Annotated in this window: 16 protein-coding genes, 1 pseudogene and 1 riboswitch; of the genes and pseudogenes, 7 read left to right on the top strand and 10 right to left on the bottom strand. The window is 64.3% G+C overall.

All coding sequences use genetic code 11. The features are described from left to right. Window positions 1-5: 5 nt before the first annotated feature. The 3 genes from ABB26_RS06035 to ABB26_RS06045 form a co-directional block, all read right to left on the bottom strand. Window positions 6-485, bottom strand: coding sequence for a hotdog fold domain-containing protein (locus tag ABB26_RS06035; RefSeq protein ID WP_057632780.1), 480 nt, complete (start codon window positions 483-485; stop codon window positions 6-8). Window positions 486-550: 65 nt separating this feature from the next. Then, window positions 551-3,025 (bottom strand): acyl-CoA dehydrogenase, encoded by a 2,475-nt coding sequence (locus ABB26_RS06040; protein ID WP_057632781.1) that lies wholly within the window; start codon window positions 3,023-3,025, stop codon window positions 551-553. Next, entirely contained in the window at window positions 3,022-3,930 is a 909-nt protein-coding gene (locus ABB26_RS06045; RefSeq protein WP_057632782.1) for an alpha/beta fold hydrolase, read from the bottom strand. Before ABB26_RS06045 ends, ABB26_RS06040 begins: the two co-directional genes overlap by 4 nt. A gap of 165 nt (window positions 3,931-4,095) precedes the next feature. On the opposite strand from ABB26_RS06045, the gene ABB26_RS06050 reads away from it, so the two are divergent. Then, window positions 4,096-4,698 carry a TetR/AcrR family transcriptional regulator gene (locus ABB26_RS06050; RefSeq protein ID WP_057632783.1) on the top strand — a complete coding sequence of 201 codons (603 nt, stop codon included), beginning with the start codon at window positions 4,096-4,098 and terminating at the stop codon, window positions 4,696-4,698. A 127-nt stretch (window positions 4,699-4,825) separates the two neighbouring features. Here ABB26_RS06050 and ABB26_RS06055 read toward each other — a convergent pair whose 3' ends face one another. From ABB26_RS06055 to hslO, 3 genes are all read right to left on the bottom strand, one after another. Continuing rightward, complete coding sequence (locus tag ABB26_RS06055; protein ID WP_057632784.1) at window positions 4,826-7,666, bottom strand: TonB-dependent receptor plug domain-containing protein; 2,841 nt, start codon at window positions 7,664-7,666, stop codon at window positions 4,826-4,828. A gap of 237 nt (window positions 7,667-7,903) precedes the next feature. Then, window positions 7,904-8,728 carry an XOO1806 family protein gene (locus ABB26_RS06060; protein ID WP_211261942.1) on the bottom strand — a complete coding sequence of 275 codons (825 nt, stop codon included), beginning with the start codon at window positions 8,726-8,728 and terminating at the stop codon, window positions 7,904-7,906. 152 nt (window positions 8,729-8,880) lie between these two features. Beyond that, complete coding sequence (gene hslO / locus ABB26_RS06065; protein WP_057632837.1) at window positions 8,881-9,774, bottom strand: Hsp33 family molecular chaperone HslO; 894 nt, start codon at window positions 9,772-9,774, stop codon at window positions 8,881-8,883. Window positions 9,775-9,847: 73 nt separating this feature from the next. Between hslO and mtgA the strand changes: the two genes are divergently transcribed. Genes mtgA through ABB26_RS06080 form a run of 3 tightly spaced genes read left to right on the top strand, consistent with a single transcriptional unit; the run spans window position 9,848 to window position 12,032 of the window. Next, window positions 9,848-10,594 carry a monofunctional biosynthetic peptidoglycan transglycosylase gene (mtgA, locus tag ABB26_RS06070; RefSeq protein ID WP_057632786.1) on the top strand — a complete coding sequence of 249 codons (747 nt, stop codon included), beginning with the start codon at window positions 9,848-9,850 and terminating at the stop codon, window positions 10,592-10,594. Window positions 10,595-10,621: 27 nt separating this feature from the next. Continuing rightward, window positions 10,622-11,641, top strand: a complete 1,020-nt coding sequence (locus ABB26_RS06075; protein WP_057632787.1) for a glycosyltransferase family 2 protein — start codon at window positions 10,622-10,624, stop codon at window positions 11,639-11,641. Next, the gene (locus ABB26_RS06080; protein ID WP_057632788.1) at window positions 11,601-12,032 is read left to right on the top strand and encodes a CBS domain-containing protein; all 432 of its coding nucleotides are present in this window, start codon (window positions 11,601-11,603) and stop codon (window positions 12,030-12,032) included. The genes ABB26_RS06075 and ABB26_RS06080 overlap by 41 nt, the downstream gene beginning before the upstream one ends. 17 nt (window positions 12,033-12,049) lie before the next feature. Here the strand turns inward: ABB26_RS06080 and ABB26_RS06085 are convergent, their stop codons facing one another. The 4 genes from ABB26_RS06085 to ABB26_RS06100 form a co-directional block, all read right to left on the bottom strand. Beyond that, on the bottom strand, window positions 12,050-13,930 hold the full coding sequence (locus tag ABB26_RS06085) for an AsmA family protein (RefSeq protein ID WP_425477247.1): 1,881 nt from the start codon (window positions 13,928-13,930) through the stop codon (window positions 12,050-12,052). Window positions 13,931-14,150: 220 nt separating this feature from the next. Further along, window positions 14,151-14,783: a PAQR family membrane homeostasis protein TrhA gene (trhA, locus tag ABB26_RS06090; RefSeq protein WP_057632790.1), complete on the bottom strand. Its 633-nt coding sequence runs from the start codon at window positions 14,781-14,783 to the stop codon at window positions 14,151-14,153. Between the two features lie 130 nt (window positions 14,784-14,913). After that, the gene (locus tag ABB26_RS06095; protein ID WP_057632791.1) at window positions 14,914-16,518 is read right to left on the bottom strand and encodes a peptide chain release factor 3; all 1,605 of its coding nucleotides are present in this window, start codon (window positions 16,516-16,518) and stop codon (window positions 14,914-14,916) included. A 269-nt stretch (window positions 16,519-16,787) separates the two neighbouring features. Next, window positions 16,788-17,675, bottom strand: coding sequence for a M23 family metallopeptidase (locus tag ABB26_RS06100; protein WP_245626146.1), 888 nt, complete (start codon window positions 17,673-17,675; stop codon window positions 16,788-16,790). Window positions 17,676-17,729: 54 nt separating this feature from the next. After that, a riboswitch (SAM riboswitch) is annotated at window positions 17,730-17,849 on the top strand. Here ABB26_RS06100 and metX point away from each other — a divergent pair. The 3 genes and pseudogenes from metX (at window position 17,843) to ABB26_RS06115 (ending at window position 21,258) form a co-directional block, all read left to right on the top strand. Continuing rightward, a pseudogene (gene metX / locus ABB26_RS06105) lies at window positions 17,843-18,947 on the top strand (homoserine O-succinyltransferase MetX). Its footprint overlaps the riboswitch before it by 7 nt. Beyond that, a complete protein-coding gene (locus tag ABB26_RS06110) occupies window positions 18,944-20,194 on the top strand; it encodes an O-succinylhomoserine (thiol)-lyase (RefSeq protein ID WP_057632793.1) in 1,251 nt (416 codons plus the stop codon). The pseudogene metX and the gene ABB26_RS06110 overlap by 4 nt, the downstream one beginning before the upstream one ends. Next, the gene (locus ABB26_RS06115; RefSeq protein WP_057632794.1) at window positions 20,191-21,258 is read left to right on the top strand and encodes a homoserine dehydrogenase family protein; all 1,068 of its coding nucleotides are present in this window, start codon (window positions 20,191-20,193) and stop codon (window positions 21,256-21,258) included. Before ABB26_RS06110 ends, ABB26_RS06115 begins: the two co-directional genes overlap by 4 nt. Window positions 21,259-21,275 lie beyond the last annotated feature (17 nt).

Raw genomic sequence — 21,275 nt, forward strand, 5'->3', positions numbered from 1 at the left:
GTTCATCAGCCTGTACGTGAGGGGCGCGGTGATACCCACATCGCGATGGTCGCATGGAACACCTCGTTCCCCGCCGCGTCGGTCACGCTGACCTCAACCGGCAGGTCATAGCCGGCCGTCGCGCTGACGATCGGCAGCGCCGGTGTCGCCACCGCTTTCAACACGCCCAGTGCCTTGGCCTGGTATTTCACTTCCATGCCCTTGGGAATCCAGCGCATGTCGACGGGCAGGGTGGCATCGACCATCACCCCGGCGACCAGTTCGGCCAGGTTGCACATGGCAATCGCATGCACCGTGCCGATGTGGTTGCTGATGCGCCGACGCTGGCGGATCACGCCTTCGCAGCGGCCCGGCTCCAGCCGCGTGATCGTTGGCGAGATGCTGGCGAAGTAGGGTGCCTTGAAGCACACCGCACGCGAGAACAACCAGTTCCCGGCCGGCCAGCGGATGAAACGTCGGTACAGCGAAAGCAGCGGAGCAGCCATGAGCAGGATTCCCGATATGAAAACGGCGGGCACAAGGCCCGCCGTTGGTGTCGCGTTGAAGGGGTTTACGCCGCCTGCTGCGGGCGCTGCTTGCCCGGCAGGTCGTAGTAGCCGGCCGAACGCAGCTCGTGCGGATCGAAGTCGTCCACGGTGATCGTGTCCATGGTGAGCTCGCGCAGCTCTTCCAGCAGCTTGCGTTCGTCCTGCGTGATCACGCCTTCAGCCACGGCCTCGTCCAGCTGGGCGGCGAAGGTCAGCGCCTCGATGCCCTTGGTCTTGAGTGCCTTGATGAACTTGCGCTCCACCGGTTCGGCCATGATCGCCTTGGACAGGTAGCTGTTGATGCGGCCACCCGGGTTGTTCTCGCACGGGGTCATGAACACGCCCTGGGCCAGGCGGTCGCGCGCTTCGTTCGGTGCCATCAGCGTGGCAGCGACGCGGCGGCTCAAGCGGTCACCCGGTGCTTCGGCGCGACGGCCGAACGGGAAGATCAATGCCCACATCAGCCAGCCGATCGGACGGATCGGGAAGTTGCGCAGCGCGGCCGACAGCGACTCCTCGATCTTGTGCGCGCTGTCGTGGAAGGCCCAGGCCAGCAGCGGCTGGTCAGCCTGCGGCGCGCCTTCATCGTGGTAACGCTTGAGCATGGCGCTGGTCATGTAGATGTGGCTGAGCACATCACCCAGACGACCGGACAGCGATTCCTTGAACTTCAGCTTGCCGCCCAGCGTCATCATCGAGATGTCGGCCATCAGCGCCAGGTTGGCCGAGTAGCGGTCCAGCTTGCGGAAGTAGCGGCGGGTGTAGGCATCGCCGGGAGCCGAGCCGACGCGCGCGCCGGTCAGGCCGAACCACAGCGAACGCACCGCGTTGGAGATGCCGAAGCGGACGTGCCCGAACAATGCCTGGTCGAACTCACGCAGGCCGGTCTTGCGGTCTTCATCCTGCGCGGCCTTCATTTCCTTCAGCACCCACGGGTGGCAGAGGATCGCGCCCTGGCCGAAGATCAGCAGCGAGCGGGTCATGATGTTGGCGCCTTCCACCGTGATGGCGATCGGCGCAGCCTGCCAGTTGCGGCCGGCGAAGTTGCGCGGCCCCAGGATGATGCCCTTGCCGCCGATCACATCCATCACATCGGAAATGACTTCGCGGCTCATGTTGGTGCAGTGGTACTTGGCGATGGCCGACGGCACCGACGGCACGTCACCACGGTCCACCGCCGCAGCGGTCGCCTGCGACAGCGCGCTGATCTTGTAAGCCTTGCCGCCGATTCGGGCCAGCGCTTCTTCCACGCCTTCGAAGCGGCCGACCGACAGGCCGAACTGCTTGCGGATGCGTGCATAGGCACCGGTCACCACCGCGCCTGCCTTGGCGCCGCCGGACGCGGTCGAGGGCAGGGTGATGGAGCGGCCCACGGCCAGGCATTCGTTGAGCATGTTCCAGCCCAGGCCACGCTTCTCGGCGCCGCCGATCAGCTGTTCCATCGGAATGAACACGTCCTTGCCGCGGATCGGGCCGTTCTGGAAGGTGGAGTTCAGCGGGAAGTGGCGGCGGCCGATTTCAACGCCGTCGGTGTCACGCGGCAGCAGCGCCAGGGTGATGCCGATGTCCTTGGTGTCGCCCAGCAGGCCGTCCGGGTCGTACATGCGGAATGCCATGCCGATCAGCGTGGCCACCGGTGCCAGGGTGATGTACCGCTTGTCGAAGGTGAGCTTCAGGCCCAGCACTTCCTCGCCCTTCCACATGCCCTTGCAGACGATGCCGAAGTCGGGAATCGAGGTGGCATCCGAACCGGCGAACGGGCCGGTCAGGCCGAAGCAGGGCACTTCCTGGCCGATGGCCAGACGCGGCAGGTAGTAATCCTTCTGTGCCTGCGTGCCATAGTGGTTGAGCAGTTCACCCGGGCCCAGCGAGTTGGGCACGCCGACGGTGGAACTGACCACGCTGGAAACCGAAGCCAGCTTCTGGATCACCTTGTGATGCGCCAGCGCGCTGAAACCCAGGCCGCCGTATTCCTTCGGAATGATCATGCCGAAGAACTTGTTCTTCTTGATGAACTCCCACATCTCCGGCGGCAGGTCCGCGTGTACGTGGGTGATCTCGAAATCGTTGGTCATCGCGCACAGTGCTTCCACCGGGCCATCCAGGAAGGCCTGTTCCTCGGCGGTGAGCTGCGGCTTGGGGTAGTTGAGCAGGATGTTCCAGTCCGGGTCGCCGGTGAACAGCTCACCTTCGAAACCGACCGAACCGGTTTCCAGTGCAATGCGCTCGGTCTTGGACAGCGGCGGCAGCACCTTGCGGAACACCCCCATGAACGGTGCGGTGATCAGCGGCTTGCGCAGGAACGGCAGCAGCACCGGTACGCTGACCAGCGCGAGGATGGTGACAGCCACGATGATCGCGGTCTGGTTGATGCCGGCGAACCAGCAGGCGACCAGCAGCGCCGCACTGGCCAGGGTCCAGACGACGAGCCGCATGCGGTGGTAGGCAACGAAAGCACCTACCAACAGCAGGGCCAGGAAGGGAACGACAATGCTCATTGACTTGCTCCGGTAACGTGCTCGGTTCGGGCGGACGCTGCAGCCGAAGGCAGGGCGTCCAGATAGTTCAACACGGCGGTGGTAAACGCGTTGTTGTCATCGCCGGCCACCATGTGCGTGGCTTCGGGCAGATGCACATGCTGCGCGTGCGGTACCAGCGTCATGAATTCTTCAACGGTCTGCGGTGAGACCAGGTCACTGCGGCCGCCGCTGATCAGCAGCAACGGGCATTGCACGCGTCGCGCCGCGTCGGCAATGGCGTCCTGATGCTGCTCGCTGTCGCGCGCGAGTTCTTCGACCAGACGCGGGTCCCAGTGCCAGTTCCAGCGGCCATCGGCGGTAGGCCGCAGCAGGGCGCGCAACGAATCCTCGCTCTTGCGCGGACGGTGCGGCATATAGGCGGCAATGCTGTCGGCAGCAGTTTCCAGGGAAGCGAAGCCCTCCGGATGCGCGCTCATGAAAGCAAGGATGCGCTCGACGCCACGGGTTTCCCAGCGCGGGGTGATGTCCACCAGCACCATCGCCGAGAACAGGCCGGGCCAGCGTGATTCGGCCATCAGCCCGAACAGGCCGCCCATCGAGGCAGCGACCAGCACGGGCGGGCTGCGCAGTTCACCGGCAACGACGATCAGGTCATCGGTGAACTGGTCGCCGTGATAGGCCAGCTCGGCCGCGTTCCAGTCAGAGTCGCCATGACCACGTGCGTCGTAGCTGAGCGTGGCATGGCCGGCTGCCGCCATGGCTTCAGCGGTTGTCGTCCAGGCACCTCGTGTCTGGCCAAAGCCGTGGGCGAACAGGATCGGGGGTCGTTTGCCGGCAGACCGGGTAGCCGCCAGCCTCGCGCCATTCGCACCTTCTAGAGGGAGATCTTCACTACGCATGGGTAAAGAGGAGGTGGAAGCCATACGCGATGGTATGGAATGCCGTCAGGCGCTGTCAATACTCACCGGTATGGAAGCGTCGAGGTAAGTCCCGGTGGGGCGTGCCGCGTGCTCTCGCAGCAGCACCCGGCATGGCTTTTCGCCACCTGCATACTGCAACCAGTCCCCGCCGTATGGTTAAATCTGCGCATGAACGACACAGCAGCTTCACCTGCGGAGAACCGCAGCGGACGACATAGCCGCCTGAGCGCGGATGATTGGGCGCAGGCGGCCCTGGATCTGGTGGCCGAGCAGGGCGTGGGCGCAGTGGCGGTGGAGCCACTGGCCCGTCGTCTTGGTGTCACCAAGGGCAGCTTCTATTGGCATTTCCCGTCGCGCGACGCATTGCTGCAGGCGGCGCTGGAGCGCTGGGAACTGGTCGAACAACAACAGGTCTTCGGCAGCCTTGAAGAAGTACCGGATCCGCGTACGCGTCTGCGCGCGTTGTTCCAGTTGGTGGCACACGAAGTCACCCCGCATGTGATCTACAGCGAGCTGCTCAAGGCGCTGGACAATCCGATGGTGCGGCCGGTCATCGACCGCGTGTCGCAGCGGCGCATGGAATACCTGATCGCCTCTTTCCGCCAGGCTGGGCTGAGTTCAACCGACTCGCGCCACCGCGCACGACTGGCATACGCGGCCTATGTCGGCTTCCTGCAGTTGTCACTGCAACTGCAGCAGCCCAAGCAGGCCCGGGAGGATTTCGAGGCGTACGTCGAGCACGTGATCGAGACATTGATACCGAACGGTTGAGTGGATCGAGCACAGGAAAAAAGGCCGCAGCGATGCGGCCTTTTCTGTGTGTCGGTTTTCATTTGAAGCAGAAAAAACCACGGCCCCGAAGGGCCGTGGTCTGTTTCCGGGTACTACCTGGCTACGATCAGAACTTCTGGTTGTAGCGCATGTAGAAGAAGCGGCCCGGGATTTCGTACTGCGGGTCGAACGAGTTGGCGAAGGTGGTGTAAGCCTTCGGCGGATCGCGGTCGAACGCATTGTTCACGCCGACGGTGATCTGACCGTTCCACGGCGTCTTCCAGTAGGCGCTCAGGTCGGTGTAGGTCACGCTCGGGATGTGGCGCTGCGGATCAGGCTTGTTGCCACGGCCGATGTGATCCGGATCCGAGCACAGGCGGCCGAAGTTGCCGTTCACACCGCCGGTGTAGTTCGAACCGGTGCAGTTCTCGACCTGGCTGGAGTAGTAACGGGCCGACGCGGTTGCGCCGAAGTCACCCAGCTGCCAGGCAACCAGCAGGTTGGAACGGATACGCCAGTAGTTGTCGCGGCTCAGGTAGTTGCCGACGCGGTTGTAGCCTTCGGTCACCGGATCTTCGATGGTGTAGCTGGAGTTGTAGGTGCTGTCCCAGACGAAGTTGAAGCTGCCGAAACGGGTATCCGGCAGGCGGTAACCGACCGTGAAGTCCCAGCCTTCCACTTCCATGGTGCCCACGTTGTTCGGCACGGCCAGCATGTTGGAGATCTGCCCAGTGTTGTCACGGGTGATCATGTTGCAGATGGCGCCCACGCCCTGCGTGTAGCAGGCGTCCAGCATCTGCTGGGCGGTCTGGGCGTAGATGGCGTCTTCGACCTTGATGTTCCACCAGTCGAGCGAGATGTCCAGACCCTGCACGAAGCTCGGGCTGTACACGAAGCCCAAGGTCTTGGAGACCGAGGTTTCCGGGCCCAGGTTGGTGTTGCCACCGACCGTGGTGCGGATCTGCGGGTTGGACTGCGTGTACGCCGGCACGCCAGCGCAGCTTGCCGGAGGCGTGTTCGCGTCGCTGCCGATGACGCCGGCGCACGGATCGGCGACGTCTTCAAAGGTGTCGCTCACGCCCGAGAACAGTTCGTTGATCGACGGAGCACGGAAGCCCTGCGACCAGTTACCACGTACCATCAGGTCGTTGATCGGCTTCCAGCGGAACCCGAACTTGCTGTTGACGGTGTTGCCGAAGTTGCTGTAATCGGAGATGCGGCTTGCCACGCTGAAGTCCAGCAGCTGCGCGCCGGTCACGCCGGACAACAGCGGGATTGCCAGTTCCAGGTAGGCTTCGTCGAGCTTGTAGCCACCTGCAGTAGCGGTACGCGAGTTGCCGGTGGTGTCGCCGGAGTTGATCAGGCCGTCCGGATCATCGAAGCCCGATTCGTCACGGCGCTCAACGCCCGCCGAGAAGGCGAACGCGCCGCCCGGCAGATCGAACAGCTCACCGCCGATGTTGGCGTAATAGGTCTTCTGCTCATAACCGTAGACATCGTGCGCGGTGAAGCCAGCGTACTTGATCATGTCCGGGGTGAGCGAGCCAGCGCCGCTCAGCATGTTCATCGGTACGCAGCCGTCGATCACGTTGCCGGCGGTTCCGCAGCGTGCAACACCGCCGCCATCAACGAAGGACGGGCCCAGTGCATTGCGCAGCGCGGAGATGTTGAAGAAGCCGGTGGTGATGTCGGTCTGGTCGTTCTTGCCGTAGAACATACCGGCTTCCCAGTTCCAGAAGCGGCTGCCGACTTCAAAGTCACCTTCGAACGCGCCGTTGAACCCGTAGGTCTTCACGTTCTGCTTGTAGATACGACCACCGGTCTCCATCGCACGGTACTGGATGTAGTCGATGTCGCGGCCGGTTTCGTTGTAAACGTTGTCCTTGCTGATGACGATGTTGGCGCCATTGGTGCCCGGCGCGGCGCGACCCAGCACGATCGGCATCGCTGCCAGGATCTGCTCGGACTTACGCTCGTTGTAGGTCACGGTGGTCTTGAAGCGGACATTGTCGGTGATCGACAGGCCGGCATCGGCGAACAGCGAGGTGCGCTCCTGCGGGGTGACCAGCAGGTTGCCCGGAGCGTGATTGAAACTGTCAGCCGCGGTGTACGGACGCCAGGTGGCGCCACCGTTGCCGGTTATGAAGTAGCCTGCAGCGCCGTTCGGTCGGGTGGATTCGAACTTCGGTGAGCCGTCAGCATTGGTGCCGGTCTGGGCGTAGTAGCCAAAGCGGCCGTCCGGGGTGGTGCTGCTGTTGCCGGTATTCGGCAGCGAGTTGAAGGCCGGTACTGCGGAGATCGCACGATCACCTGCCCACACCGGATCTTCCTTCACGTAGCCGACGCCAACGGTGGCATGCCAGCGATCACCGCTGGAACCGATGGTGAAGTCGTAGGACTCGCGGCCGCCATCGCCCTTGTCGAACTGGCCGTAATAGGCATTGGCTTCGGCGCCGTCGAAGTTCTGGCGCAGGATGATGTTGACGACACCGGCGATCGCGTCGGAACCATAGATGGTCGAGGCGCCGTCCTTCAGGACCTCAATGCGCTCAACTGCAGCGGTCGGAATGGTGTTGAGATCGACTGCACCACCCAGGCCCGTGCCACCGACCCAGCGGCGGCCGTTGACCAGCACCAGCGTGCGGCTGGAACCCAAGTTGCGCAGATTGACGCGGGTTTCGCCGTTGCCACCATTGTTGTAGGTGCTGTTGAGGCTGGAACCGTTGGTGCTGATGTTCTGGATGATGTCGCCGATCGAGGTCTGGCCCTGGGCCTGGATCTGTTCGCGGCTCATGGTGAAGACGGGCTGCGAAGTCTCGACGTCGGCGCGCTTGATGCGCGAGCCGGTGACTTCAATCTTGTCCAGGGTCTGGGTGCTGTCCTGGGCGAACGCGGCACCAGCCGGGAGCACGCTGGCGGCAAGCGCGATGACGACTGCGTCGCGCAGCTTGTTGGTCCTGCAATTCATTGGGTTCTCTCTCTCTGCCAAGTGGACTTGGTACATCCGGGTATGGCCTCGGGCGGGTTCGAAAGGCGAACCCAAAGCTCAAGGCTGAGACCGATAGTACTTGCGACTGCAAATAAATTAAAGATTGGTTAATGATTGGGAAAAATTACATCAAAATCGGCAAAGGCTTGATTTGACTCGCAGAAATGCAAAACGCCCCGGAAGGGGCGTTTTCGGATGCTCACTTAGTAATTTCTATTACAGGTCCTGCTCGTAACGGACGTAAGGGATTGCGCCGTCGTCGTTGCTTTCGTTACGGGGGGAGAACGGGTTCTTGCCGCGGGTGATGACGTTTTCGGCGCCGACGGTCAGCTGGCCGCTCCACGGGGTGCGCCAGGTGATGCCCAAGCCAAGGCCTTCCCACTTGCCGCTGCTGCCGGGGGCGTCGACGACGCGGCCGATGACGTTGGCGCTGAAGGGGCCGTAGCCACCGCCCACACTCAGACTTTTGCTGTCCCACTGGTCAACGATTGCCGGTGAGGCATCGCTGAGCGGGACCAGGCGTGCCTTGGCGTAGGTGCCGCCAATGGAAACGAAGCCTTCGCGGCCGATGTTCTTCTGGCCGAACACGGTCAGGTCGTTCTGCTCCATGCGCGCGGTGCCGGCCTTGTTGCCGCCGGCCAGCCATGCAGGAAGGGTGTCGCGGCCGGTGCCGGCGGTAATGCCGACGCGTCCGCCCGGACGGTTGAACGCGGTGGTGGCCGAGATGTGGCGGCCATCGTTGTCGTCGTCATCGCCCAGACTGGCGAGCATGCAATGGCTGGCCAGTCCGCCGATGCTGGTGCCACGGCTGCTGTTGCAGAGCAGGCCCAGCGAATCGCCGGAAGACAGGCCGAAAGCGGCGTCCAGGGAGCTGCGGCCGAAGTTCCAGCGGGCGCCGGCGCGTTGCTCGCCGGTCGGCTCCAGATAAAGGAGTGCTTCGACCTTGCCGCTGCCACGGTTCCAGACCGGAATGACGGTGCTGTCCGCCGATATCGGCTTGCTCTGTGCATGCGCACCCGTGATCGCGCTCAAGGCGATCATCAAGGCAAGCGGTAGGCGCAAGAAGGCGTTCATGGACTCAATCAGACCCGATACGCGCCAGGAAGTTCCCGGCGCATGAGGATTTGATCGTATGTCGTTTATGGTTTCTTAACAAGTGGTCGCCCTCCCCAGAACGCAACTCGCTAGATCCGTCACTGCAGCCGCTCGGGAGCGGGCTGATTGGCCGGTGTGGACGCAAACAATACGCCGAAATCAGTCAAAGGGAAGTGATATTCCTGGCCGCAGAATTCGCAGCGGACGTCCACCTGGCCGGTGGCTTCGGCTGCCGCCCGGGCTTCTTCCTCGCCCAGCGACTGGAGCATCGAGCGCACCCGCTCATGCGAGCAGGAGCAGCCAAAGCGCAGCGGCTTGTCGCCCATCAGTTCCGGGTGTTCTTCATGGAACAGGCGGTGCAGCAGTTCGCTGCCGGGCAGTGCCAGCAGTTCCTCGTGCCCAAGGGTGTCGAACAGGGCGCCGATGCGGACCCAGCCGTCTTCGTCGCCGCTATCGCCTGGCAGCTTCTGCAGCAGCAGGCCGGCGGCGTGTTCGCCATCGCAGGTCAGCAGCAGGCGGGTCGGGAGCTGCTCGGAATGACGGAAATAGTCTTCGAAGGCCTCATCCAGGCTGTCACCGGTCAGGTTGACCAGGCTCTGGTAGCGCTGCGGTTCGCGCGGGTCCAGGCCCGGATTCTCGATGGTGATGGCGAGCAGGGCGCCTTCACCCAGTGCCTGCAGCGACGGCGGGGCATCTTCGCCGTCGGCCAGCTGCACGATGCCGCGCAGGGTGCCGGCGGAGGTGCATTCGGCGAACAGCGCCCGCAGTGCCGAGGCGCTGCGCAGCTGGATCGACAGGCGGCCATCGACCTTGGTGTGGCCGGTGAACAGCGCCGAGGCCACGGTGGCCTCGCCGAGCAGGCGCGTGGCCGCGGCCGGGTAGTGGCCGTGGGACAGGATTTCGCGCCAGCTTTCGCTCAAACGGACATGGACGCCACGCACACCGGCGTCGGGCAGGAGGAAGCGGACAAGGAGGTCGGACGTATCAGTCATGAGCGGCATCTGCGCGAGGTGGGGCCGGTGCCGGATAATGCGCCGGACAGTGGAAGGTGCAAGGTGAAGATCAATGGGGGCGGAGCAGGCCAAGCTCAAGGCGGAGCCGGCGGTCAATTCAGGTCGCAAACGGCGGTGGCGGTGGTTGCTGTGGGTGCCGGTGCTGCTGGTGGCCGGCAGCGTGCTGCAGGTAGTGCTGTTGCGCTTCGTGGACCCGGTGGTTTCCACGGTGATGGTGTTCCGCCAGCTCGAAGCATGGGGCGAAGGGGATTGGAAGTTCCGCATTCATTACCAGTGGCGCGATCTGGACGAGATGGCATCGAGCGTGCCGATCTCATTGGTGGCCGCTGAGGATCAGCGTTTCCCCGAGCACCACGGCTTTGACCTGCAGGCCATCGAGAAGGCGCGCAGGCACAACGCCGACGGCAAGCGCCTGCGTGGTGCCAGCACCATCAGCCAGCAGACCGCGAAGAACGTGTTCCTGTGGCAGGGGCGCAGTTGGCTGCGCAAAGGGTTGGAGGCCTGGTACACGGTGCTGATCGAGCTGTTCTGGCCCAAGCAGCGGATCCTGGAGGTGTATGCCAACGTGGCCGAATTCGGCGACGGCGTGTACGGCGTGCAGGCCGCCGCGCAGCAGTACTGGCACAAGGATGCGGCCCGGCTTACGCCGGCCGAGAGTGCGCGACTTGCGGCGGTGCTGCCATCGCCGCGCCGTTACAGCGCCGCCAAGCCGGGGCCGTACGTGCAGCGGCGTGCGGCATGGATCCAGCGCCAGGCCCGGCAATTGGGTGGTGCAGGCTACATCGATGATGCCGATTGACCTTGACGGCGTGCGTAGAATCGCCCCATGAATCCGCGCGACCGCCTGACTCTTGTCATCACCGCCTTCAACGAGCAGGACGCACTGCCGCTGCTGCATCCTCGGCTGTGCGCGCAGCTGGATGCGCTGGCGGATATCGATGGCCGCATCCTTTATGTGGACGACGGCAGCAGCGATGCCAGCTGGGCAGTGATGCAGCAACTGGCGGCGGGAGATCCGCGTGTCGCGGCGCTGCGTCTTTCGCGCAATTTCGGCAAGGAAGCCGCGCTGACCGCGGGCCTGGATTTCATCGAGGACGGTGCCGCCATCATGCTCGACGCCGACGGTCAGGATCCGCCGGAACTGCTGCCGCAGTTCGTTGCGCTGTGGCGGCAGGGCTATGACGATGTGTATGGCATGCGCATGGAGCGTGACGGCGATGGTTGGCTCAAACGCGCCACTGCGTCGGTGTTCTATCGCGTGATCGGGCGTCTGTCGAAAACGCCGATTCCTGCCGATGCCGGCGACTTCCGCCTGCTGTCGCCGCGTGCGCTGGCGGCGCTGGGGCAGCTGCGTGAGCGCCATCGTTTCATGAAAGGCCTGTTTGGCTGGATCGGACACCGCCGCGTGGCACTGCCATATCGGCGGGAGCGGCGGGTGGCAGGGCGCAGCAAGTTCGGTTTCTGGAAGTTGTGGAACTTCGCGCTGGAAGGCATCACCAGTTTTTCCACCGCGCCGCTGCGGGCGGCAACCTACCTGGGGCTGTTCACCGCAGCGGGCGCGTTCGCCTTCGGCGCGTGGGTGGTGTGCAAGGCAGCATTTTATGGCGACCGCGTGGCCGGTTGGCCGACGATGATGGCGGCGATCCTGTTCCTGGGCGGCGTGCAGTTGATCGCACTGGGGCTGATTGGCGAATACCTGGGGCGTCTGTACATGGAAGCCAAGCAGCGCCCCCTGTATCTGGTCGACACCTGGTTGCCGGCGAACGTGGCAGTATCTGCCCCATCCGCCAGCGCAGGAGAACGCAATGCACACCGTTCGACAGTTGCTTGGGGCCAAGTCCCCTGAAATTCATGCGGTACCGCCGGATGTAGCGGTGGTACAGGCCATCCGGTTGATGGCCGAAAAGGGTATTGGTGCGGTCCTGGTGATGGACGGCCGGCGTCTGGTCGGCATCCTTTCCGAGCGCGATTACGCGCGCAAGATCGTGCTCAAGGACCGGTCATCGGCCACCACGGCGGTGCACGAGATCATGACGTCCGAGCTGGTGACCGTGGCGCCCACAGTCACGGTGGAGCAATGCCTGGAACTGGTGACCAACCGCCGCATCCGTCACCTTCCGGTGGTGGATGGCGATGAGGTGGTCGGTGTGATTTCCATCGGCGATCTGGTCAAGTCCGTGATCGAGCAGCAGCGGCTTGAGCTGGGCCAGCTGCAGCAGTACATCACCGGCACCTGAGCCAACGCGCGGCGGCACTACCTGGCGTAGCGGCCGCCGCAATCGACATCCTTGCCCGGGCCGGTTTCAAGGGTGGCCAACAATGCCGCCGGTGGGGTGATGCTGGCCAGTGTCAGCGCGATCGCGCCGCGGATGCCCAGTGCCTTGAAATCGGGGCGGAACGACGGGTCCTTGAAGCTGCCGCCGATGCGCAGCGGTGAGCGCAGTGCAAGGATGCTGACGTCCTTGGGCCGCGGCCGCAGCAGCAGATCCAGTTGTTCCTGTTTGAGGCTGACCGTACCTTCGCCCAGCACCAGCGTGTCGGTAGTGTCGAAGGCCATGGCGCGGGTGCGCATCAATCCATCGCTCACCCCGAAATCGGCGAACGCGCAGCGCAGCGGAATCTGGCGGTCGCCGGTGAACAGGAACTTCACCGATTCGGCCACATCCAGGCCGGCCAGCTCCATCAGCAGATTGCCGATGTGGCCCCTGCCCATGCCGATGGCGACATCACCATCGCTGCTGCCGAGCATGGCTGCCACGGAGTTCCCGTTGCCGGTCAGCCGCACGCTGCCACTGATACCACCCGATGCCTGTTCAGCCAGTTTTGCATCGGGAAACAACTGGCCGAGCTGCACCCTGCGCAGCGTGGCGTTCAACGTGGTAGCAATCTGCGGGCGGCGTGCATCCATGCGGATGTCGCTGCGGATATTGCCTCCGGCCACGCCGAAATCCAGCGGTTCCAAGCGCAGCAGGCCATCATCCAGCTTCAGGTGTGCATCCATGTCGTCCAGCGGTAATGAGGGCGAGTTGATGTGCTGCGCCTTCCAGCGCACATCGGCATCCATGGCGCGCAGCTTGCTCAGGTCATAGGTCTTGTCCGGCAGCACGGTGGCTTTGCTTGCCAGTTGTGCCGCCCGGGCTTTCTGCTGGGCGTTGGCCGATTCGGTACCGCCGGTCCTGGGGGGCGCACCGACGAAGCCGGCAAGGTCATCGAAGTCCAGTCGACGTGACAGCAGATTGGCCGTGAGCCTTGGCCGTGCCCCGGCCACATCGATCTGCACGTCACCGGACAGGTCGCTGTCGCCGACGCGGCCATTGAATTTTTCGTAACGCCAGATCTGATGGTCGCGCTGGAGCTGGCCATCCAGCTGATACGGTGGGGAAGACGGAATGGCGAGGCCGATCAGCGGATACAGGTCATCCATGTCCTGGCCGCTGAGCCGGAAGCGCAGATCGAAAACCTGCAGCTGGAACGGATTGGTCAGCGTGCCGCTGGCGATGGCGCGGGTCGCACCGGCGCGGGCATCGAGATGGATACGGAAAGGCGCGGCACTGTCGGCCAGTTCCAGCGGCGATTCGGTATCGCCGCGCAAGGTGAACGTGGCGCCGCGCCAGCGCCCTTTCCCCTCCACCAGGATCGGTGGGGTAGCGTCGGCACCTTTTGCTTTTCCACTTTGCAGATGCAGTTGCACGTCGGTACGACCGGCTTCATCGAGAAACTGCAGCGTGCCGTCGTCGATCTGCAAACGCCTGAGCTGTGGTGGCTCTCCGCCTGCGCCGCCGAGGAAGTCCCAGTTGCCGCGCTGGTCCCTGCCAGGGGCTGTCTGCAGCAATACATCCGGTCGCGTCAGGCGTACTTCGGGTAATTGCACGCTGGCGCGCAACAGCGGCCACAGACGGAGGTCGATCTCCACCCGTTCGGCACTGGCCATGTGGGGTTCCCTGGCCCAACTGGCGTTGGCAAAGGTGATGGCGTCGGCACGCAGGGTGGTGGTGCTGCCGAGATCAACATCAAGATTGCCGATATGCAGGGCGCGGCCGGTGCGCGCCTGCACTGCGCGCTCGACCGGGCCTTTGAACCAGTTCCAATCCCAAAGCAGGATCAAGCTGATGACCGCGACGACCATCAATGCCAGCGCCGCGAGCCAGCGCCGGCCTCGTTTGCCGGGGCGTTTGAAGCGCCAGCGCGATTTGTGGGACGTGGCCTGGGCAGAAGAGGTATTCACGCGACCATGGTTGCCCGCCTGCAGTGCAGGGAGCGCGAAGCGTTCATTGGCGCGATGTGCAGGTTCCGTTGCCGCAGCGTGTTGCTGCAGCTGCGCGAACGACGGTGTTGGCCGCCGTTGTCGTGATGGCTCAGAGGATCTGAGCGGTGACCGAAACGAAGTGACAGACGCTGCCGGCAATCACGAACAGGTGCCAGATCGCATGCGAATACGGCAGTTGCTCGCGGTGATAGAACACCGTGCCCAAGGTATAGAAGAGGCCGCCAGCGAACAGCCAGCCGATGGTCCATGCGTCCAGCGAGTTCCACATCGGCTTGATCGCCACCATCACCAGCCAGCCCATCGCGATGTAGATGGCGGTGGAAAGTTTCTTGAAGCGACCGGTGTAGAACAGCTTGAACACCACGCCGAACAGCGCCAGTGCCCAGATGCCTGCAAACATGCCCCAACCCCAGGGCCCGCGCAGGCCGATCAGGGTGAACGGCGTGTAGGTGCCGGCAATCAGCACGTAGATCGCGCAGTGGTCGAAGATTTTCAACCGACCCTTGACCACCGGATGCTGGATGGCGTGGTACAGGGTGGAGGCGGTGTAGAGCAGCAGCAGCGCAACGCCGAACACGATGGCGCTGGCCAGTTGCCAGCCATCGCCGTAGATCGCTGCCAGCGTGATGAGCACGGCGCCAGCGGCCAGTGCAGTGACAGCACCCAGCCCGTGGGTCAGGGCGCTGGCGATTTCTTCCCGGATGGAAGCAGTAGCAGTCATGTAGAAGATGCCACGGGCTGGGGGTGCCCGGTGGCGCCTATTAAAGCAGGGAATTGGGAAAGGGGAACAGGGAGCGAGGGAGCAGTCCGGTGTCTGCGGTGCCCTGTTCCCGATTCCCCGTTTCCTGCTATCAGGACACCGAAACCGTATGTGCCGCTTCGCGGGTCGCAGAGAAACGCACGTCCGGCGCGCGTTCCTGTGCCAACTGTAGGTTGACGCGGGTCGGGGCCAGATACACCAGGTGGCCTGCCGCATCGATGCTGAGGTTGCTGGCATTCTTCTCGCGGAACTCTTCCAGCTTCTTGGCGTTGTCGCACGAAATCCAACGCGCGGTGGTCACCGACACGGGCTCGAACGCCGCTTCCACACCGTATTCGTCCTTCAGGCGATACGCGGCCACATCGAACTGCAGCACGCCCACCGCACCCAGGATCAGGTCGTTGCTCATCAGGGGACGGAAGAACTGGGTGGCACCTTCCTCGGACAGCTGGGCCAGGCCCTTCTGCAGCTGCTTGAGCTTGAGCGGGTCCTTCAGGCGCGCGCGGCGGAACAGTTCCGGGGCGAAGTTGGGAATGCCGGTGAAGGTGACGGCCTCGCCTTCGGTGAAGGTGTCGCCGATGGAGATCGTGCCGTGGTTGTGGATGCCGATGACATCGCCAGGCCATGCCTCGGCGGCGATTTCGCGGTCGCTGGCCATGAAGGTCAGCGCGTTGGCCAGTTTCATTTCCTTGCCGGTGCGGACATGGAAGGTCTTCATGCCGGCCGTGAACTTGCCCGAACACACGCGCATGAACGCCACGCGGTCGCGGTGCTGCGGGTCCATGTTGGCCTGGATCTTGAAGACGAAACCGGTGAGCTTGCTTTCCTGCGGGGCGATATCACGGCCGGTGGTGGCGCGCGTCTGCGGTGCCGGGGCGTGCTCGACGAAGAAATCCAGCAGTGGCTGCACGCCGAAATTGTTCACACCCGAGCCAAAGAACACCGGGGTCTGCACGCCGCGCAGGTAGGCATCCTTGTCGAACGGATGGCTGGCGCCCTGCACCAGTTCCAGCTCGTCGCGCAACTCGGCCAGCATCTTTTCACCGATCTTCTCGGCCAGGCCGGGTGAGTCGATGGACGGGAAGATGGTGGAGTCCTGGCGGGTGAAGTTGCGGCCCACTTCGTACAGATGCACTTCGCCGGTAAGCAGGTGCACCACGCCTTTGAGGCGCTGGCCCATGCCGATCGGCCAGGTGACCGGTGCGCACTGGATGCCGAGCACGGTTTCCACTTCATCCAGCAGATCGATCGGGTCCTTGCCCTCGCGGTCGAGCTTGTTGATGAAGGTCATGATGGGGGTGTCGCGCAGGCGGCAGACTTCCATCAGCTTGATGGTGCGTTCTTCCACGCCCTTGGCCACGTCGATGACCATCAGTGCCGAGTCCACCGCAGTCAACACGCGGTAGGTGTCCTCACCGAAGTCGGCGTGGCCGGGGGTGTCGAGCAGGTTGATGATCTTGTCGTCGTACGGGAACTGCATCACCGACGACGTGACCGAAATGCCGCGCTCCTTTTCCAGCGCCATCCAGTCGGAAGTGGCGTGCCGGCTGGTCTTGCGCGACTTCACCGAGCCGGCCATCTGGATCGCACCGCCGAACAGCAACAGCTTTTCGGTCAGCGTGGTCTTGCCGGCGTCAGGGTGGGAAATGATGGCGAAGGTGCGGCGGCGCGCGGCTTCGGAGGCGACTTCGGACATGGCAGGCGCGCCCGCCCGGGCGCATCAGAAACGAATGAACCGGTGATTATACCTGTGGGCAGGCCCTCGATGACGGCGCCTGCCCAGCAACGCCGGGCCATGCACGACCTTCCTCGTCCAGCAGTTCCAGTGGTGCCTGCGGTATTGGCGACTGGGAAGCCGGTCGCCCGGGAGCCTGAAGTGCCGGCTATTGTCCGGCAGGGGCTTCACCGCGGACGCCTTGTATTCGATGTATTCGGTGGCTATCCGCGTCCGATGTGGTTGGCTGTTCAGGGAGCGGCTTCGGGGAACCGCAGCTCTCCGCGTTCACTGCGCATCCGGAAGCGGAGCGAGTTCAGTGCCAGGCCGGTGTTGGCCTGTATCGCGAAGTGCAGGTGCGGGCCGGTGCTGTCGCCGGTGTTGCCTGAGGCGGCCAGCGTTTGGCCAGTTTCCACGGATTGACCCGGACGTACCTGCAGGCTGCCGGCCTGCAGATGTGCATACAGCGCCATGCTGCCGTCGTTGTGCAGCACACGTACCAGGCAGCCCAGATCCGGCGCGTTCTCGACTATCTGCATGACCTTGCCGGCGCGTGCCACCAGTACCGCCGTGCCTTCGCTCAGGGGGAAATCGACGGCGTACTGATTCTGTGCGTCGCTATGGCTGTAGCGGCCGCCAAAGGCTTGGCTGACCCTGACTTGTTGGCTGCGGAAGGGCAATTGGTACGGATGATTGTCGGGACGGGCGGCGGGATCGCCAGGGAAGGCATCGAGCACCAGCTGTGACGGGCTGCCGTCGGCAGGCAGCCAGAGCAGCGTGCGCCGTTCGTGCGGCATCAGCACCGCTGGGGACGGTGGCTTTTCCTGCAGCGCCGCACTTTGACCGTGCAGGCGCACCTGTACCGGGCCGGCCAGCAGGTTGGTGGCGATGGCGGCATGGCCGCCGGCGCGCGGTTCCAGAGTCAGGTTTGCGAAGGCAGCGCTGGTGGGCGCGCGCGCCGTCGCCGCGCTGTTCAGCCCCCAGCTTTGCCGCCAGCGGGCGCTGGCTGCCGCGTCGGCGAGGGCCAGGGCGGCAGCCACGGTTGCAAGGATCAATAAGGAAAGCGCGCGCACGGTGCCCACGGTGACATGACTGGGGTTGCGATTGTGCCTGTTTGGTTGCGCCTGAAATTGTTCCATCGCTTTATCCGAATAAAGAGATTGACACCGGCAAAGTGCGCTGGCATCGTAGCGCCACCATCGAGACCGGCAGAGGGACAGGCCCTTTGAAGCCGGGGCAACCAGCAGACGCGCAAGCGCCTGTGTTTGGTGCCAAATCCTGCGGGGACCACGTGTCCGCCGAAAAGATGGTTCGTTACGTGCATCGCACGGCGAACACGGGCTCCGCGAAGCTCGATGGCTGCTCCTTATCGGGATACCGCCATGAGTTTCGCCACTGCAATTGCCGCCCAGGAATTTCCTGCTGCTTCCTTCGACAGCGCCGAGCGCGCGGTCACCGCTGTGCGCGGTGAAGTGGAGGTGCGGCTGGCGATGCGTCACGCAGGACAGCGTCTGCTGCGCCTGCGCTATGAACTGGTCGGTGCCGCCGGCTTGCCGGTAGTGCTGGTGGCCGGTGGTATTTCGGCACACCGTCATATCGCGTCCAACGCAGGCTTTGCCGAGAAGGGCTGGGCCGAAGGTCTGGCCGGCATCGGCCGCGCGCTGGACCCGCAGCGTCGTCGCCTGCTGGGCTTTGATTTCATCGGCGCCGATGGCGATCTTGACGTGCCGATCGACACCGCTGACCAGGCCGATGCCGTTGCCGCATTGTTGGATGCACTGAACATCGAACAGCTGCATGGCTTCGTCGGTTACTCCTACGGTGCGCTGGTGGGCCAGCAGCTGGCGGTGCGTCACCCGCAGCGCGTGGCCAAGTTGATCGCCGTCAGTGGCGCGCATCGCCCGCATCCGTATGCCTCGGCATGGCGCGCGCTGCAGCGCCGTGCAGTGGCGCTGGGCCAGCTGCAATGTGCCGAAACGCACGGGCTGGCACTGGCCCGCCAGTTCGCCATGCTCAGCTACCGCACCCCGGAAGAATTCGGTGAGCGCTTCGACGCGGCGCCGGAGGTGGTCAATGGCCGTGTGCGCGTTGCCGCTGAAGATTATCTCGACGCGGCGGGCGCGCAGTACGTCGCCCGCACCCGCGTCAACGCCTACCTGCGTCTGTCCGAATCCATCGACCTGCACCGCGTTGATCCGGCCGCCGTCAACGTGCCGACGCTGGTTGTCGCCGTCGAAGGTGACCGTCTGGTGCCGCTGTCCGACCTTGTCTCGCTGGTTGAAGGCCTGGGCCCGCGCGGCAGCCTGCGCGTGCTGCGCTCGCCCTACGGCCACGACGCCTTTTTGAAAGAAACCGATCGCATCGACGCAATTCTTGCCAACGCCCTTCGCCTGCCTGGAGAAACCGCATGAGCCTGTCCCCCACTTCCGATATCTCCTGCAGCCGCGCCACGGCGGCCGTGCGTGCCGGCATTGACCGCGATACCGCCTATGGCGCGGTGACGCCGCCGATCGTGCTGTCGTCCAACTTCAGCTTCGACGGCTTTGGCAACAAGCGTCAGTACGACTACACCCGCAGCGGCAACCCCACCCGCGATCTGCTGGGCGAAGCCCTGGCCGAGCTGGAGGGCGGTGCCGGCGGCGTGATCACCGCGACCGGCATGGGCGCGATCAACCTGGTGCTCAACGCGCTGCTGGAGCCGGGCGACCGCCTGGTGGTGCCGCACGATGCGTACGGCGGCAGCTGGCGCTTGTTCAACGCGTTGGCGACCAAGGGTCATTTCGAGCTGATCACCGCCGACCTGACCGATCCGCGCTCACTGGCCGATGCGCTCGCACGGCAGCCGAAGCTGGTGCTGATCGAAACCCCGTCCAACCCGCTGCTGCGCATCACCGACCTGCGCTTCGTGATCGACGCCGCGCACAAGGCCGGTGCCAAGGTGGTCGTGGACAACACCTTCCTGTCACCGGCGCTGCAGACCCCGATCGCCTTCGGTGCCGATGTGGTGCTGCATTCGACCACCAAGTACGTCAACGGCCATAGCGACGTGGTCGGCGGCGCGGTGATTGCACGCGATGCCGAGGTGCACCAGCAGCTGGTGTGGTGGGCCAACGCGTTGGGCCTGACCGGCTCGCCGTTCGATGCGTTCCTGACCCTGCGCGGGTTGCGCACGCTGGATGCCCGCCTGCGCGTGCATCAGGAGAACACGCAGGTGCTGGTGGATCTGCTGGCTGCCAGCGACGTGGTGACCAATGTCTACTACCCGGGGCTGGAATCGCATCCAGGCCATGCGGTTGCCGCCCGCCAGCAGAAGGGTTTTGGCGCGATGCTGTCGTTCGAGTTGGTACCCAGCGAAGGCGAAGATCCGCATGCGGTGGTGCGGGCGTTCCTCGATGGCCTGCACTATTTCACCCTGGCCGAGTCGCTGGGTGGCGTGGAAAGCCTGGTCGCGCATCCGGCCACCATGACGCATGCAGCAATGAGCGCAGAAGCGCGTGCCAAGGCCGGTATCAGCGATGGTCTGTTGCGCATTTCGGTGGGTATCGAATCGAGCGCGGACCTGCTTGCCGATCTGCAGGCCGGCCTTGCCCGCGCCACGCAGGTGGTTGCTGAAATCCAGGCCGGCAAAGCCGAGTGTAAAAAAACGGTGGATGCATGAGCGCTCAGCTGCGTCCGCTGGAAGTTCCGCAAACCCGGCTGGTGCTGCTTGGTACCGGCACCGTGGGCTCGGCCTTTGTCACGCGCTACCAGGCGTTGCAACAGCGGCAACTGTCGCTGCCGGCGCTGCACGTGGTGGCCAATTCGCGCATCGCCTTGGCGTGTGACGACGCACCCGCTGCCGCGTTGTCGGCAGCCCGTAGTGCGCAGCCGCGCGCCGGCGAACCGGTGCATCGGCAGGAGGTCGGGCGCTTGAGTGCCGGCGATATCGTGGTCGATGCCACCGCCAGTGAAGACGTGGCAGCCGATCATGCGCATTGGTTGGGGCAGGGTATCCATGTCGTCACCGCCAACAAACTGGGCAACGGTACGGCGCTGTCGCGTGCGCGTGGCATTGATGATGCAGCCAGTGTCGGCAATTCGCGTTACGGCGATGCAGCGACGGTTGGCGCGGGCTTGCCGCTGTTGCGCAGCATCCGCGCGCTGGTGGCCGGGGGCGACCATGTGCATGCCATCGAAGGCGTGCTGTCCGGTTCGCTGGCGTGGCTGTTCGATCGCTTCGATGGCAGCACGCCGTTCTCGGCCTGCGTGCGCGAAGCGGCTGCGGCCGGCTACACCGAGCCGGATCCGCGCATTGATCTGTCCGGTGAGGATGTACGCCGCAAGCTGCTGATCCTTGCCCGCGCGGCGGGCGTGGCGCTGGAGGCGGAGCAGGTGCAGGTGGAATCGCTTGTGCCAGCGGCATTGGCGGCATTGTCTGCCGATGAAGTGGGCGCTGCGCTGGAACTGCTGGATGCGCCGTTGCAGGCGCGCGCCTTGCAGGCCCGCCAACAGGGTTTGAAGCTGTGCTTTGTCGGTCGCCTGGATGCACAGGGTGCGAGCGTTGGCCTGCGCGCTTTGCCGGCCGATCACCCGCTGGCCGGTGGTCGCGGGACAGACAACCGTGTGGCGATCCACAGTGATCGTTACTGCACGCAGCCCTTGTTGATCCAGGGCCCGGGTGCGGGTGCGGAAGTGACGGCGGCGGCGTTGTTGGATGACGTGTTGGGCATCGTCAATCGTTGAAGCGCCGGACGGCGTAG

The sequence above is a fragment of the Stenotrophomonas humi genome (assembly GCF_001431415.1).
Taxonomy (GTDB): domain Bacteria; phylum Pseudomonadota; class Gammaproteobacteria; order Xanthomonadales; family Xanthomonadaceae; genus Stenotrophomonas; species Stenotrophomonas humi.